Annotated in this window: 14 protein-coding genes; 5 read left to right on the top strand and 9 right to left on the bottom strand. The window is 67.5% G+C overall.

Features of this window, described 5'->3' with window-relative positions:
• Position 1: 1 nt before the first annotated feature.
• From LI334_RS03975 to LI334_RS03985, 3 genes are read right to left on the bottom strand one after another with little or no spacing between them, the layout of a single operon-like run.
• Entirely contained in the window at positions 2 to 1,075 is a 1,074-nt protein-coding gene (locus LI334_RS03975; RefSeq protein ID WP_227261878.1) for an ABC transporter permease, read from the bottom strand.
• Positions 1,075 to 2,133, bottom strand: a complete 1,059-nt coding sequence (locus LI334_RS03980; protein WP_227261879.1) for an ABC transporter permease — start codon at positions 2,131 to 2,133, stop codon at positions 1,075 to 1,077. The genes LI334_RS03975 and LI334_RS03980 overlap by 1 nt, the downstream gene beginning before the upstream one ends.
• Before the next feature lie 10 nt (positions 2,134 to 2,143).
• Positions 2,144 to 3,766: an ABC transporter substrate-binding protein gene (locus LI334_RS03985; protein ID WP_227261880.1), complete on the bottom strand. Its 1,623-nt coding sequence runs from the start codon at positions 3,764 to 3,766 to the stop codon at positions 2,144 to 2,146.
• Between the two features lie 89 nt (positions 3,767 to 3,855).
• On the opposite strand from LI334_RS03985, the gene LI334_RS03990 reads away from it, so the two are divergent.
• A complete protein-coding gene (locus LI334_RS03990; protein WP_227261881.1) occupies positions 3,856 to 4,464 on the top strand; it encodes a ribonuclease H in 609 nt (202 codons plus the stop codon).
• Here LI334_RS03990 and LI334_RS03995 read toward each other — a convergent pair.
• The 5 genes from LI334_RS03995 to LI334_RS04015 all read right to left on the bottom strand — a co-directional run bounded on the left by LI334_RS03995 (position 4,461) and on the right by LI334_RS04015 (position 9,051).
• Positions 4,461 to 4,817 carry an arsenate reductase/protein-tyrosine-phosphatase family protein gene (locus tag LI334_RS03995; protein WP_343750110.1) on the bottom strand — a complete coding sequence of 119 codons (357 nt, stop codon included), beginning with the start codon at positions 4,815 to 4,817 and terminating at the stop codon, positions 4,461 to 4,463. The two genes, LI334_RS03990 and LI334_RS03995, sit on opposite strands and share 4 nt — an antisense overlap.
• A gap of 135 nt (positions 4,818 to 4,952) precedes the next feature.
• A complete protein-coding gene (gene arsB, locus LI334_RS04000) occupies positions 4,953 to 6,002 on the bottom strand; it encodes an ACR3 family arsenite efflux transporter (RefSeq protein WP_227261883.1) in 1,050 nt (349 codons plus the stop codon).
• Positions 5,999 to 6,379: an ArsR/SmtB family transcription factor gene (locus LI334_RS04005; protein WP_227261884.1), complete on the bottom strand. Its 381-nt coding sequence runs from the start codon at positions 6,377 to 6,379 to the stop codon at positions 5,999 to 6,001. Before LI334_RS04005 ends, arsB begins: the two co-directional genes overlap by 4 nt.
• Before the next feature lie 68 nt (positions 6,380 to 6,447).
• Positions 6,448 to 6,609, bottom strand: coding sequence for a hypothetical protein (locus tag LI334_RS04010; RefSeq protein WP_227261885.1), 162 nt, complete (start codon positions 6,607 to 6,609; stop codon positions 6,448 to 6,450).
• Positions 6,610 to 6,804: 195 nt separating this feature from the next.
• Positions 6,805 to 9,051 (bottom strand): NADP-dependent malic enzyme, encoded by a 2,247-nt coding sequence (locus tag LI334_RS04015; RefSeq protein WP_227261886.1) that lies wholly within the window; start codon positions 9,049 to 9,051, stop codon positions 6,805 to 6,807.
• A 115-nt stretch (positions 9,052 to 9,166) separates the two neighbouring features.
• Between LI334_RS04015 and LI334_RS04020 the strand changes: the two genes are divergently transcribed.
• Genes LI334_RS04020 through LI334_RS04035 form a run of 4 tightly spaced genes read left to right on the top strand, consistent with a single transcriptional unit; the run spans position 9,167 to position 12,468 of the window.
• The gene (locus LI334_RS04020; RefSeq protein WP_227261887.1) at positions 9,167 to 10,030 is read left to right on the top strand and encodes a COX15/CtaA family protein; all 864 of its coding nucleotides are present in this window, start codon (positions 9,167 to 9,169) and stop codon (positions 10,028 to 10,030) included.
• Positions 10,031 to 10,083: 53 nt separating this feature from the next.
• The gene (locus LI334_RS04025; protein WP_227261888.1) at positions 10,084 to 10,905 is read left to right on the top strand and encodes a basic amino acid ABC transporter substrate-binding protein; all 822 of its coding nucleotides are present in this window, start codon (positions 10,084 to 10,086) and stop codon (positions 10,903 to 10,905) included.
• Between the two features lie 7 nt (positions 10,906 to 10,912).
• Entirely contained in the window at positions 10,913 to 11,731 is an 819-nt protein-coding gene (locus LI334_RS04030; protein ID WP_227261889.1) for an amino acid ABC transporter permease, read from the top strand.
• Positions 11,728 to 12,468 carry an amino acid ABC transporter ATP-binding protein gene (locus LI334_RS04035; protein WP_227261890.1) on the top strand — a complete coding sequence of 247 codons (741 nt, stop codon included), beginning with the start codon at positions 11,728 to 11,730 and terminating at the stop codon, positions 12,466 to 12,468. The genes LI334_RS04030 and LI334_RS04035 overlap by 4 nt, the downstream gene beginning before the upstream one ends.
• Here the strand turns inward: LI334_RS04035 and LI334_RS04040 are convergent.
• Positions 12,465 to 13,520, bottom strand: a complete 1,056-nt coding sequence (locus LI334_RS04040) for a zinc-dependent alcohol dehydrogenase family protein (protein ID WP_227261891.1) — start codon at positions 13,518 to 13,520, stop codon at positions 12,465 to 12,467. The genes LI334_RS04035 and LI334_RS04040 overlap by 4 nt on opposite strands.
• Positions 13,521 to 13,547 lie beyond the last annotated feature (27 nt).

Consider the following 13,547-nt stretch of genomic DNA (forward strand, 5'->3'; position numbering starts at 1 on the left):
CTCAGACACCTCCCTCCCCCTCGATACCGGGGTCGAGGGCGTCCCGGAGCCAGTCCCCGATGAGGTTGATGCCGATGACGGAGAGGACGATGGCGAGACCCGGCACGGTCGAAATCCACCACGAGGTCGCGAGGTACTGCCGTCCCTGCGAGATGTCGAAGCCCCACGAGAGCGTGGTGCCCGAGAACCCGAGGAAGGACAGCGAGGATTCGAGGAGGATGATGGCCGCCACCTGAATCGTCGCCAGCACGAGAATGGGCGTGATGGCGTTCGGGAGGACGTGCGAGCGCAGGATGCGGAAGTTGCTCGCGCCGACGCTCCGCGCCGCCTTCACGTACTCCTGATCGACGAGCGTGAGCGCCTCGCCGCGCGCCACCCGCGCGAACCACACCCAGTTCACGAGCGCGACCACGAGGATGACGGTGCCCGGTATCTTGAACGACTCCGGCATCGACGGCGCGAACCCGACCGCGACGAACGGGTCGGGTATCGCGATCCCCTGCTTCCCGAACAGGCCGACGAGCGCGACGGCGAGCACGAGCGACGGGAACGCGAGCATCACGTCCGCGCCCCGCATCAATGCGTCGTCCACCTTCCCGCCGTAGTAGCCCGCAGACAGCCCGACGGCCACGCCGACCAACGCCGCGATACCGGAGCCGAGCAGGCCGACGAGCAGGCTCACGCGCGCCCCGTACAGCATCCGGGAGAACATGTCCTGCCCGAGCGAGTTCGTGCCGAGCGGATGCGTCGCCTTCGCGTCCACGTACACGGTCTCCTCGACGACCGTCACGGACCCGTTCACGACCTCGGAGCTCGTCTGCGTCTGCTCCGCGCTGAACCCGAGCGGCGGCAAGTGCGTCTGGTTCAAGTTCTGTGCCTGCGGGTTGTGCGGCGCGATGAACGGCGCGAATACCGCCGCGAACACGATAACGACGAGCAACGCCACGCCGAGTTTCGCGAGCAAACTCCGCGACAGCTCCGACTTGAGGTTGCGAATCGTCCGCGGGGACGCCGCCTTCCCGAGCACCGCGGCGATACCGCCGAACAGCCAGTTGAAGAAATCATCGAGAATCATCAGTCGTTCACCACCTGGGGGTTGACGTACGCGTACAGCGCGTCCACGAGGATGTTGATGAGAACGAAACCACAGCCGATGACGATGAGCGACCCCTGGATGACCGTCCAGTCACGCCGATTGATGGCGTCGATGAGGAGGGTGCCGAGGCCCGGCCAGTCGAACACGCTCTCCGTGATGACCGCGCCGCCGATGAGCGTCCCCAACTGGAGACCGAGCACCGTGATGATGGGGATGAGCGTGTTCTTGAGCACGTGCCGGTAGCGCGTCCGCGTCTCCGGCAGGCCTTTCGCCCGCAGCGCCTGCACGTACGACTGCCCGAGTTCGTCCAGCATCCCGCTCCGCGTCAACCGCGTGATGAGCGCCGTGAAGTACGTGCCCAGGGTTATCGCCGGGAGCGCCATGTGCTGGAACCACCGAACCATCGGCTGCAGGTTCCCGGACAGGAGGTATCTGAGGCCGTCGTAGAACAGGACGGGACTCCCCTGGTAGCGCGCCATCCCGCTCGTCGGCGGGCTGAGCATTCCGACCATCGAAACCGGCCACGGCAACCCGCTCGCGAACTGTTCGAGCTGGATCGCCATCACGAGCACGAGCATGATGCCGAGCCAGAAGTTCGGCGTGCTGATGCCGACGAGGGAGAACGTCGTCGCGAAGTAGTCGCTCGGCTCGTGGCGGTTCGTCGCGCTGATGACGCCGAGCGGAATCGACAGCACGATGGCGACGACGGACGCCGCGACCGCCATCTCGACGGTCGCCGGCAACCGCCCGAACACGACCTCCGAGACGGGTAGGCCCTTCGCGACGATGTAGGACTGCCCGAAGTCGCCCTGCACGACGCCCGTGAGGTAGTTCCAGTACTGGACGTAGATAGGTTGGTTCAGCCCGAGCTCCGCGGCGATGCGCGCCCGGAGTTCCGGCCCCGCGTCGAGCGGCGCGATGAACGACACCGGGTTCCCCGGCGTCAGGTACCGCAGCAGGAACACCACCGTCACCACGCCCCAGATGACGAGGATACCCTGCAGTATCCGTTTCGAGAGGAAGCGAGCGAAAGACATGACGGAGGAGTTACGTCTGGCTCATCGCGTACGCGTCGATGCGCTCGTCACGCCGCGCCCGCCAGGACACCCGCTGGGAGACGCCGTACACGCTGTACTGGCGGTTCAGGAAAATCCAGGGGGCTTGCTCGTTCGCGTGCGCGTTCGCCTGTTCGAGGTACTCGCGGCGCTGTTCCGTGTCGGACTCGCTCTGCGCCTGCTCGATAAGCGAGTCGAACTCGTCGTTCTCGTACGAGGTCAGCGCGCCGTCGCTCGTCAGGAGCGGAATCAGCGTCTGGCTCGCGTCGAACGTCGCGTTCCCCCAGCCGATGAGGTACCAGTGCGGGCTCGTCGTGATGTCGCCGTCCGTCAGTTCGCCGGCGAGCGACGCGAACTCGCGCTGGTTCAGGCTCGCGGAGACGTTCGGCAGTTCGTTGATCTGGTTCACGACCGCCTGCGCGATCTCCACGTCCTTCAGGTAGCGACCGACCGGGCTGTGCAGTTCGATCTCCGCGCCCGCGTACCCGCTGTCCTCCACGAGCTGCTCGGCCTGGTCGGGGTCGTAGGGGTACGGGCTGAGCTCCTCGTTGAACCCGACGAACCCTTCGAGCGTGGGCTGGCTCGTCGCGTCCCCGAACGTGTCGAGCACGCTCTCGATGATGGACTGCATGTCCACGGCGTAGTTCATCGCCTGCCGGAACTCCACGGAGTCGAACGGCTCCACGTCGTACCGCATTCCGTTGTAGATGACGCGCGAACTCGACACCGCGTCGACGCGCGTGTTCTCGCCGTTCTGGACGCGCGAGATGTCCTGCGGCGGCACGTTCACGATCACGTCCGTCTCGCCCGCGAGGAGCTGGTTCACGCGCGTGCTGGACTCGCTCGCCGCGTTGAACGTGAGCTCGGACACGTCCGCGGGGTCCTGCCAGTAGTCGTCGAAGCGTTCGAGGACGACCTGCACGCCCTGCTCGTAGTCACTGAACTCGAACGGCCCGGTGCCGTTCATGTGCGTGGAGACGTAGTCCGCGCTGTTCTCCTCCACCCACGCCTGCTCCATCACGTCGCCGTACGTCGCGAACAGCGAGAACACGATGGGGTTCAGGCCGTCCGAGAGCACGTCAACGGCGCGCTCGCCGTCCACGACCTCCGCGCCCGTCACGCCCGCGAGCTGGTCGGACTGCGGGCTGTTGATGCCCACGTCGGGGTCGACGATGCGGTTGATGGAGTACGCCACGTCCGCGGGCGTGAGGTCGTTCCCGCTGTGGAACGTCGGCCCGTCCCGAATCTGGAAGCGGACGCGACCGTCCTCCACGCGCTCCCAGTCCGTCGCCAACTGCGCCTGCATCTGGCCCGTCCGCGTGCGGGAGAGCAAGCCCTCGTACGTGTGCAGGACGACGTTGTCCGTCGGCGTCGACCGGTGGTCCTGGGGGTCGAGCGTCGTCGGCATCTGGCCCTGCGTGATGGTGACGGGGAACTCCTGACTCCCGCTCGTCGTCTCCTGCGTCGTCCCGGACGTGGTGCCGGAGGTCGTCGTGTCGGTCGTCGTGTCGCCGCTACTCGAACACCCGGCGAGCGCGGCGGTCACGGCCGCGCCACCGACGCCGGTCAGGAACGTCCGCCGGCTGGTCGAACTATGTTCGTCACTACCTGTCATACCCAATCCTCACACGGCCGATGCATATATACGCTGTGCTCCCGCGAAACCGGCGCACGGTTTAAGTTCCACCACGCCAATCACGAGATATGGCGCACGCCGGGCGCTCAAGCCTCAGAACACTCTTCGACGACGCGCCGACCCCCCACATCGCCCACCCCCCGCACACCCACCACCGAGACTTCTACGTCGCCACCGACGGCTCGTACGCGGAGGGCGCGGGCGGCCTCGGCGTCATCATCGAAGCGCGGAGCGGCGAGCGCGTCGCCCGCCTCGCCGTCCCCGACGCCGTCCCGGACAACAACGTCGCGGAGTACCGCGCGCTCCACCTCGGCCTCGACGTGCTCGCCGCGCGCGCACCCCGCGACGCCCGCGTCGGCGTGCTCGTCGACCACGACGAGGTCGCCGCGAACGTCAACCTCGCCGCGCTCGCCGCGAAAGGCCCCGACTACCGGCCGCTCCGCGACGTCTCCGTCCCGTCGAGCGTCCGCCACCACTGGCGCGGCATCCGCGCGCGCGTCGCCTCCTTCACCGAACTCCGCGCCGCCGCCCTCCCGAGCGGCCGGAACCCCGCGCACGTCCTCGCGAACGCCCCCGACCAGTACGCGCACGTCAACGACGAACCCCCGAAGTGCCTCCTCCCCGGCCTCGACGAACCCGAACCGCAGATTCCGCCGCCGAGCCGCGCGAACCGCTAGAACTCCGTGAACAGCGCCCGCACCCGGGACGCGATGTCGTCCCGAATCCGCGCGACCTCCTCGGGGGACTTTCCGTCCGGGTCGTCGAGGTTCCAGTCCCGGTTCTCCCCGCTCCAGTTCGCCGGACACACGTCCGCCGCGCTACACCCCATCGTAATCACCACGTCCGCGTCCTGAATCTCCGCGAACGACACCTCGCGCGGCACGCGCTCCGAGATGTCGATTCCCACCGCCCGCATCGCCTCCACTACCTCGGGATGGACGTGGTCGGCCGGCCGCGTCCCGCCCGTCACGAATGCGAGGTCGTCGCGGCCGCGCTCGCGCCGCTCGCGCTCCGCGAACGCGTACGCCATCTGACTCCGTCCGGCGTTCTGCACGCAGACGAACGCGATGGTGGTCGTCACTGGACGACCTCCGAGCGGGCGTGCAGAGTTAGCCGCGGAGTTTCCGTGGCGCAATTCTGTACGCAGACGAACGCGATGGTGGTCTCAGTCGGTGTAGGCAACGCCGGTCACCTCCGTGTCGGGGAACAGCGAGTCCTTGGTGGCGAGCGCGACGCGGACGAGCGCGAGCATCACGGGCACTTCGATGAGGGGGCCGACGACGGTGGCGAGCGCCACGTCGCTCGCGATGCCGAAAACGGCGACGGCGACGGCGATGGCGAGTTCGAAGTTGTTGGAGGACGCAGTGAACGCGACGCTGATGGATTCGGTGTAGTCGAACCCGAGGAGGGCGCTGGTTCCGTACGCGAGCGCCCAGAGGCCGACGAAGAAGATGAGGAGGGGGGCGGCGATGAGCGCGATTTCGCCGGGGTTGGAGACGATGTAGTCGCCCTTCAATGCGAACATCACCACGACGGTGAACAGGAGGCCGAGCAGTCCGAACGGACTGATTCGGGGGATGACGCGCTCGTAGTACGCGCGCCGGCCGACCGTGCGGAAGGCGGTGCGCTGGACGGCGAATCCGAGGAGGAGCGGGAGGCCGAGGAAGACGCCGACCATCGTCGCGACGAGCGAGATGGACACGTCCACGCTCGTCCCGCGGAGCACGGTGAGAAAGAGGAACGCGTACGGGACGAACAGCGCGATCTGGAGGAGGCTGTTCACGCCGACGCAGACCGCGCAGAGCTCCTGGTTCCCGGACGCGAGTTCGTTCCACACGAGCACCATCGCGATGCAGGGCGCGATACCCACCAGGACGAGCCCCGTGATGTAGCCGGGGTAGCCGCCGAGGAAGAGCGTCGCGAGGCCGTACATCACGAACGGCGCGACGAGCCAGTTGAACGCGAGCGTCAACCCGATTTCGCGACGTGCGGTGCGGGTGACGCGCGGGATGCGGTCGTACTCGATTTCGGCCATGATTGGGAAGATCATCACGAACAGCCCGACGGCGATGGGGATGCTGGTGCCGTGGAACTGCACGGCGTTCAGCACGTCCACGAACCCCGGCGCGAACCGCCCGAGGCCGACGCCGAGCAACATCGCGAGCGCAATCCAGAGCGTGAGGTATCGGTCTAAGACGCCGAGGCTGTCGCTCACGCGTCGGCCTCCGCGGCGGCGAGCAGGCGCTCCGCGCGCTCCGTCGTCTCGTAGTACCGCCAGTTCCCCTCCTTCTCCCGCGTGACGAGGCCGGCGTCCGCGAGGTCGGAGAGCGCGTGGCTCAGCGCGCTCTCGCTCACCGAGAAGAGCGGTTCGAGTTCGCAGACGCAGAGCCGGTCGTCGCTCGCCGCGAGCACGCGCGCGAGCCGGTTCCGCGTCTCGTCTCCGAGTACCGCGAACACCGACCGCGTCCCCGCGTGTTTGTCTGCGTCGTCCGCGAGCGCGCGTAGCTCGTTCAGTCGATTCTCCACGTCCGCGTCGCAGCACCCGCCGAGGTCGGCGTCGAGCTTCCGGCGGAGCCGCTCGCTTTCACTCATCACCCACTGCTTGAACTACGATTCAGATAGGTGTTACTGTCTGAACGCTAATTCAGATACGTCGGTGGTCAGTCGTCCTCACCGTCCCCTAACTGACCGATATCACCGAGTTTCGGCTGCTTCCCCTCGAAGTGGGCCTGAAGCATGACTTTCGCCGCGACGTACGCGAGCACGACGGCGAACGGCACCGCGACCGGCCCCCAGGACGAGACGAACTCCGACGGTGTCATACCGACCCTGTCGAACCACTATCCCATAACAGCTGTCCCGTGCACACCGAACGACTCCTCGAAAATCGGAGAACGCGCTATTCTTCCTGTGCGTCCACGACTGCGACGCCCGCCAGGTTCACGACCACCTTTTTCCAGTTCGGGGTCGCCTCCGGCGACGCCCTCACTGCAAAAACCTGGTGGGAAAAACCGCGGTTACTCTTCCTGTGCGTCCACGACCGCGACACCCGCCAGGTTCACGATGTCCTTGACTTCGTCGCCGCGCTGGAGGACGTGGACGGGTTCGTCCATGCCGACGAGCATCGGGCCGATGGCGTCCGCGCCGCCGAGGCGCTGGAGGAGTTTGTACCCGATGTTTCCGGCTTCGAGGTTCGGGAAGATGAGGACGTTCGCGGCCTCGTCGAGGTCGGCGAAGTCGTACGTGCCGGAGAGGATGTCCTCGACGACGGCGGTGTCCGCCTGCATCTCGCCGTCCACCGGGAAGTCGATATCGGGGTTCTGGCGGAGGGACTTCGCGGCGTCACGCACCTTCCGCGTGCCCTCGGTGTCGACGCTGCCGAAGTTCGAGTAGGAGAGCATCGCGACGCGCGGGTCGACGTTGAAGCGGCGCGCGAGGTTCGCGGTGTGCTCCGCGACCTCCGCCAGCACCTCCTTCGAGGGGTCTTGGTTCACGGTGGTGTCCGCGGCGAACACGACGCGGTTCTTGAACGTCAGCATGTAGACGCCCGCGACGTAGTCCGCGTCCGGCGCGGTGCCGATGACCTGGAGCGGCGGCTTGAGCGCGCTCGGGTAGTGGTGGGTGAGGCCGGTGAGGAGCGCGTCCGCGTCGCCCTCCTCGACCATCACGCTCCCGAGGTAGTTTGAGTCCTTCGCGACGAGTTCGCCCGCCTCGCTCCGCGTCACGCCCTTGCGCTTGCGGAGTTCGTGGAGGCGGTCGGCGTACGCGTCGTGGTCGCCCTCGTCCGGGTCGACGATGTCGGGGTCGAAGTCCAATCCGAGGCCGCCGACCGTCCCCTCGATGGTGCCGCGGTCGCCCAGGAGCACGGGCTCCGCGATGCCCTCCTCCTGGAGCTGGTAGGCCGCGCGAATCATCTTCTCGTTGTCGCCCTCCGCGAGCGCGACGCGCTTCGGGTCGCTCTTCGCCTTGTTCAATACGACGCGCATCATCTCCCGGCTCTTGCCGAGGCGGGCTTCGAGGCGTTCGCGGTACGCTTCGAGGTCGACGGACTGCCGGGCGACTCCGGTCTCCATCGCGGCGTCCGCGACCGCGGGCGCGACCTCGAACAGCACGCGGGGGTCGAGCGGCTTCGGGATGATGTACTCGGGGCCGAACTGCAGGGGCTGGTCGCCGTACGCCTTCACGACCGCGTCCGGCACGTCCTGGCGCGCGAGGTCGGCGAGCGCCTCCGCGGCCGCGACCTTCATGTCCTCGTTGATGTCCGTCGCGCGCACGTCGAGCGCGCCCCGGAAGATGAACGGGAACCCGAGGACGTTGTTCACCATGTTCGGGTAGTCCGAGCGCCCGGTCGCCATGATGACCGTGTCGTCGCGCGCGGACTTCGCGTCGTCGTACCCGATTTCGGGGTCGGGGTTCGCCATCGCGAAGATGATGGGGTCGTCCGCCATCGACTGCACCATCTCCTCGCTCACGATGCCGCCGACGCTGAGGCCGACGAACACGTCCGCGCCCGCCATCGCGTCCGCGAGGTCGTCGGCGTCGGTCTCCCGCGCGAACTCCTGCTTGTACTCGTTCACGTCGTCGCGGTCGGGCGTGATGGGGCCGGAGGAGTCGCACATCGTGATGTTCTCCTTCTTCACGCCCAGAGAGACGTAGAACCGCGCGCTCGCGATGGCCGACGCGCCCGCGCCCGAGAACACGACCTCCACGTCTTCGAGGGCTTTCCCGGAGATGTCGGCGGCGTTCAGGAGCGCCGCGCCCGAGATGATGGCCGTCCCGTGCTGGTCGTCGTGGAACACCGGGATATCCATCTCCTCGCGCAATCTGTTCTCGATGACGAAGCACTCGGGGGCCTTGATGTCCTCCAGGTTGATGCCGCCGAACGTCGGCTCCATCGCGGAGACGGACGTGACGATGTCCTCCGCGTCCTCCTGGTCGAGTTCGATGTCGAACACGTCGATGTCAGCGAACCGCTTGAACAGCACGCCCTTCCCCTCCATCACGGGCTTCGACGCCTGCGCGCCGATGTCCCCGAGGCCGAGGACGGCCGACCCGTTCGACACGACGCCGACGAGGTTCCCCTTCGCCGTGTACTGGTAGGCGTCGTCGGGATTGGTCGCGATGCGCTCGCAGGGCGCGGCGACCCCGGGCGAGTACGCGAGCGACAGGTCGCGCTGCGTGTTCGTCGGTTTCGTCGTCGATATCTCCAGTTTCCCCGGCGGGTCTTCGCGGTGGTAGTCCAAGGCGTCCTCGTCGAGTCCCATACCGACTCCCCGACACCGAACGCCAAAAAACTACCCGAACCCGTCGAACGATACTTCGACAGACGACGAAGACGCGACCTGTGTTCCTAAGTAGGACGCCGGCAAACGCAGGAATATGGCTTCCCTTCGACGGGTCGTCGCGTGGCTGGACGACCACGCCCCCGAAATCGCGCTCGCCACCACCGGCGTGACGTTCTTCCTCCTCCTGCTCGGCCTCTACACGGCCGCCGTCGGCGCGGGCGCGACCTGCAACGAAACGTACCCCGGCTGCGCCGGCCAGCTCTCCCCGGTCGGCCTCACGCTCCCCCAGTTCGTCGAGTGGTTCCACCGGTTCGTCGCGATGGCGGTCGGATTCGTCATCCTCGGGAACGCGCTCGTCCTCCAGCACCGCTTCGGCGGCACGAACGCGAGCCGCGCCGGCTGGATAGCGCTCCTCGTCCTCCCGCTCCAGGTCGTGCTCGGCGGCACCACCGTCACGTTCGCCGGCCTCGTCGAGGGCGGGTACGCGCCGCCCGTGCAGTCCCTGCACTTCTTCGCCGCGTTCGCCATCTTCACCGCGCTCGTCGCCGCGACCGCGTGGGCGTACCAGCGCGACGGCCGCATCGGCCCGAACGCGCCGCGAACCGCGCTCACCGCCGGCGCGGGCCTCTTTCTCGCACACCTCCTGCTCGCGCGCGACCTCCTCCTCACCTACACCGCGTCCGTCCAGACGCTCTACCACTTCGCCGGCCTCCTCGGGTTCGCCGCGCTGTTCGCCGCGCTCTGCTGGAACCGCGGCCTCTCGACGCGCGCCCGCACCGCCGCCGGTGCCGCAATCGGCTTCTACCTCGGCGAAACCGTCCTCACCGTCGGCATGGTGCTCGTCACGACTCCGGTCGAACTCGCCGCATACGCCGCCGCCGCGCTCGCGCTCGTCGCGGCCGCCGTCGCCGCGCGCGCCGACCCCGGCCGCGACAACGCCCGTCCGGCCGCCGAGTGAACCTTGCGTGATGGGTAAACAGTTTATACGGGATGCCGTTTAATAGGGGTCGTATGGACGGAACTAGCAGGCGTACGTACCTCAAAGGAACCGCCGCCGGAGCCGCCACGCTCGGCCTCGCCGGCTGTCTCGGATTCGGCGGGAGCGGCGAAGACACCATCCAGATCGGGAGCGACATCCCCTACCCGCCGTTCGAGTACCGGGAGACCGACGGCACGCTCGTCGGGTTCGACGTGGACATCGCGGAAGCCGTGTTCGGCGAACAGCTCGGGATGACGCCCGAGTTCAACCAGACCGCGTTCGACGGCATCATCAGCGCGCTGAACAACGGGAACTTCCGCGTCATCATGTCCGCGATGACCATCAACGACACGCGCGCGGAGAAAGTGGACTTCTCCGACCCCTACTTCACCGCGTACCAGACCATCGTCGTCCCGCAGGACAGCGACGTGACCACGAAGGAAGACCTCCGTGGGGCCACCGTCGGCGTCCAGAAGGGCACGACCGGCGCGACCGCCGCCACCGAACTCCAGGAGGAGTTCGGCGGCGACCTCGACATCAAGCAGTACGACCTCATTGCGGACGCGTTCAACGCCATCCTGAACAACCAGGTGGACGCCATCATCAACGACAACACCGTCAACGCCCAGTACATCTCGGAGAACGAGGGCGAACTCCGGTTCGTCGAGGGCGACGGTGCCGCCGCCGAACAGGGGAAGAACGCGCCGCCCTACCTGACGCTCACCGTCGAGGAGTACGGTATCGCGTTCCGGCAGGACGACGACGACCTCCGCGAGGACGTCAACGACGCGCTCGCCACCATCCGCGAGAACGGAACGTACGACGAGATATACAACGAGTACTTCGAAGGGTAGCCCTTCGATGTCCGACGCCCTCTCCGAGACCGAACCCACGACGAACACGGGCCTCCTGACCGACCGGAACGTCCGCGTCGCGGGGCAAGCAATCGCGCTGGTGTTCGCGACGGCCGTCCTCTACCTCCTCTACCGAATCGGCTCGCTCGTCGACACCGGCCTCCTCGAAACCATCTTCCCGCGGTTCGTGGACGCCTACCTCCTCGTGCTCTTCATCTTCGTGGTCGGCGGCATCCTCTCCGTGATTCTCGGCGTGTTCGTCGGACTCGGCCGCATCTCGCGCTCCACGCTCACCCGGAGCGTCACCATCGGGTACGTCGAGTTCTTCCGCGGCACCCCCCTGTTGTTCCAGCTCATCGTCATCTACTACGGCATCCCGACATTGTTCGGCGGACAGAACTTCCCCATCCAGAACTGGGAGATTCCGGCCGCCATCATCGGGCTGACGCTGAACCACGGCGCGTACATCGGGGAGGCGATTCGCGGCGGCATCAACTCCGTGCCGGACGGCCAGATGGAGGCCGCGCGCTCGCTCGGCATGTCCTACATCGGGGCGATGCGCGAGGTCGTCCTCCCGCAGGCGTGGCGGAACGCCCTCCCCGCAATGGGGAACGACCAGGTCATCCTCATCAAGGACACCTCCCTCCTCACCGTCATCGCCGTCCCCGAACTCCTCAGTCAGTTCCGGGACGTGTACTCCACGACGTTCGACCCGTGGACGCCCATCGTCCTCGTCGCCGTCGCCTACCTCTGTCTCACGCTCCCGCTGAGCTACGTCGTGACGTACTTCGAGCGTCGCGCCAGCCCCGGAGGTGAGGGCGAATGACCGACTCCCAACTCGTCTTCGACGGCGTGAACAAGTACTTCGGGGAGAACCACGTCCTCAAGGACATCGACCTCGACGTCGAGGACGGCGAAGTCGTCGTCGTCGTCGGCCCCTCGGGGAGCGGGAAGTCCACGCTCCTCCGGTGTACGAACCGCCTGGAGGAGATTCAGTCGGGCGAGATTCGACTGGAGGGCGTCTCGCTCACCGACCCCGAGACGGACATCAACCTGCTCCGTCAGCGCATCGGGATGGTGTTCCAGTCGTTCAACCTCTTCCCGCACAAGACCGCCCTGCAGAACGTCACGCTCGCCCCACGGAAGGTGAAGGGCATCCCCGAGAGCGAGGCCGAGCGGACGGCGCGCGACCTCCTGGAGCGCGTCGGTCTCGACGGGAAAGCCGACTCCTATCCCCACCAGCTAAGCGGCGGCCAGCAACAGCGCGTCGCCATCGCTCGCGCGCTCGCGATGCGGCCGCACGTGATGCTGTTCGACGAGGTGACGAGCGCGCTCGACCCCGAACTCGTCGGGGAAGTCCTCTCCGTGATGCGCGGCCTCGCGGACGAGGGGATGACGATGCTCGTCGTCACCCACGAGATGGGGTTCGCGCGCGAGGTCGGTGACCGCATCGTCCTCATGGCGGACGGCGAGAAGGTCGAGGAAGCGCCGCCGGAGGAGTTCTTCGAGAACCCGGAGACGGAGCGCGCGAAGCAGTTCCTCTCGAAGTTCCTCGAAGTCTAGAACTCCGTCACCACTTCTACGCCGCTCGTCCCGTAGTCGTCCATCGCCGCCAGTCGCTCCGGAACCTCGTCGAGCGAGAGTTCGCGCGTGACGAGCGCGCCCGGATCTACCTCGCCGGCGTCGATGAGCGCGAACAGTTCGTCGTAGCTCGTCGGCGACATCCCCCGCGACCCGAGGAAGGAGAGTTCGTGTCGGGTCATGTAGTCCGTCGGCAGACGCACCTCACCCGCTTCCGCGTCCGTGGTGAGGCCGAGTTGGACGTGCGTCCCGCCCGACCGCAGGCTCTCGACGGACGCCCGGCACGTCTCCGCGCTCCCCAGCGCGTCCAGCGACACGTGCGCGCCACCGACCCGTTTCTGAACCTCCGCGGCCGCGTCCGTCTCACTCGCGTTCACGGTTTCGGCCGCGCCCATCCGGGCCGCGGCGTCGAGCGCGTCGTCCCGGATGTCCACCGCGACGACGCGCGCGCCGAGCGCCGACGCCACCTGCACCGCGGACAGCCCGACGCCGCCGCAGCCGTGGACGGCGACCCAGTCGCCCGCGCCGAGCGGCGCGCGGTGCGCGAGCGCGTGGAACGCCGTCATGAACCGACACCCCAGCGCCGCGGCCGCGCGCGCCGACACGGATTCGGGACGGTGCGTGACGTTGTAATCGGCGTGCGGCACCGCGACGCACTCCGCGAACGCGCCCGGAACCGCGGGCTCGAACCCGAGCGCGTACCCGTTCTCACAGCGGTTCCCGTGCCCGGACAGACACCGCGGACACGACCCGTCGCCGAGACAGAACGGCACCGCCACGTCGTCCCCGACCGCGAACTCCGTCACTCGGTCGCCGACCTCGACGACGCGTCCCGCGGGTTCGTGGCCGAGTACCTGTCCCAGCGGCACGTCGTCGTCCGCCCACTCGCCGTGCCCCCTCCACGCGTGCCAGTCGCTCCGACACACGCCGCAGGCCTCCACCTCGACCACGACCCCGTGCGGGGCCGCCGTCGGCCTGTCGCGCTCCTCGATACGAAGCGGTTCGCCGTACTCCCGCAAGACTGCCGCGCGCATACACCCCGTGCGTGCTCCACCGAGTTA

Source organism: Salarchaeum japonicum, from assembly GCF_020614395.1.
In the GTDB taxonomy this organism is placed as follows: domain Archaea; phylum Halobacteriota; class Halobacteria; order Halobacteriales; family Halobacteriaceae; genus Salarchaeum; species Salarchaeum japonicum.

Bases quoted from the DNA above. Each gene is read 5' to 3' on its own strand.
- LI334_RS04010 (WP_227261885.1), bottom strand. From the start codon at position 6,609: ATGACACCGTCGGAGTTCGTCTCGTCCTGGGGGCCGGTCGCGGTGCCG.
- LI334_RS04040 (WP_227261891.1), bottom strand. From the start codon at position 13,520: ATGCGCGCGGCAGTCTTGCGGGAGTACGGCGAACCGCTTCGTATCGAG.
- LI334_RS03985 (WP_227261880.1), bottom strand. From the start codon at position 3,766: ATGACAGGTAGTGACGAACATAGTTCGACCAGCCGGCGGACGTTCCTG.
- LI334_RS03975 (WP_227261878.1), bottom strand. From the start codon at position 1,075: ATGATTCTCGATGATTTCTTCAACTGGCTGTTCGGCGGTATCGCCGCG.
- LI334_RS04020 (WP_227261887.1), top strand. From the start codon at position 9,167: ATGGCTTCCCTTCGACGGGTCGTCGCGTGGCTGGACGACCACGCCCCC.
- LI334_RS03995 (WP_343750110.1), bottom strand. From the start codon at position 4,817: ATGGCGTACGCGTTCGCGGAGCGCGAGCGGCGCGAGCGCGGCCGCGAC.
- LI334_RS04030 (WP_227261889.1), top strand. From the start codon at position 10,913: ATGTCCGACGCCCTCTCCGAGACCGAACCCACGACGAACACGGGCCTC.
- LI334_RS03980 (WP_227261879.1), bottom strand. From the start codon at position 2,133: ATGTCTTTCGCTCGCTTCCTCTCGAAACGGATACTGCAGGGTATCCTC.
- LI334_RS03990 (WP_227261881.1), top strand. From the start codon at position 3,856: ATGGCGCACGCCGGGCGCTCAAGCCTCAGAACACTCTTCGACGACGCG.
- LI334_RS04035 (WP_227261890.1), top strand. From the start codon at position 11,728: ATGACCGACTCCCAACTCGTCTTCGACGGCGTGAACAAGTACTTCGGG.
- LI334_RS04015 (WP_227261886.1), bottom strand. From the start codon at position 9,051: ATGGGACTCGACGAGGACGCCTTGGACTACCACCGCGAAGACCCGCCG.
- LI334_RS04025 (WP_227261888.1), top strand. From the start codon at position 10,084: ATGGACGGAACTAGCAGGCGTACGTACCTCAAAGGAACCGCCGCCGGA.
- LI334_RS04005 (WP_227261884.1), bottom strand. From the start codon at position 6,379: ATGAGTGAAAGCGAGCGGCTCCGCCGGAAGCTCGACGCCGACCTCGGC.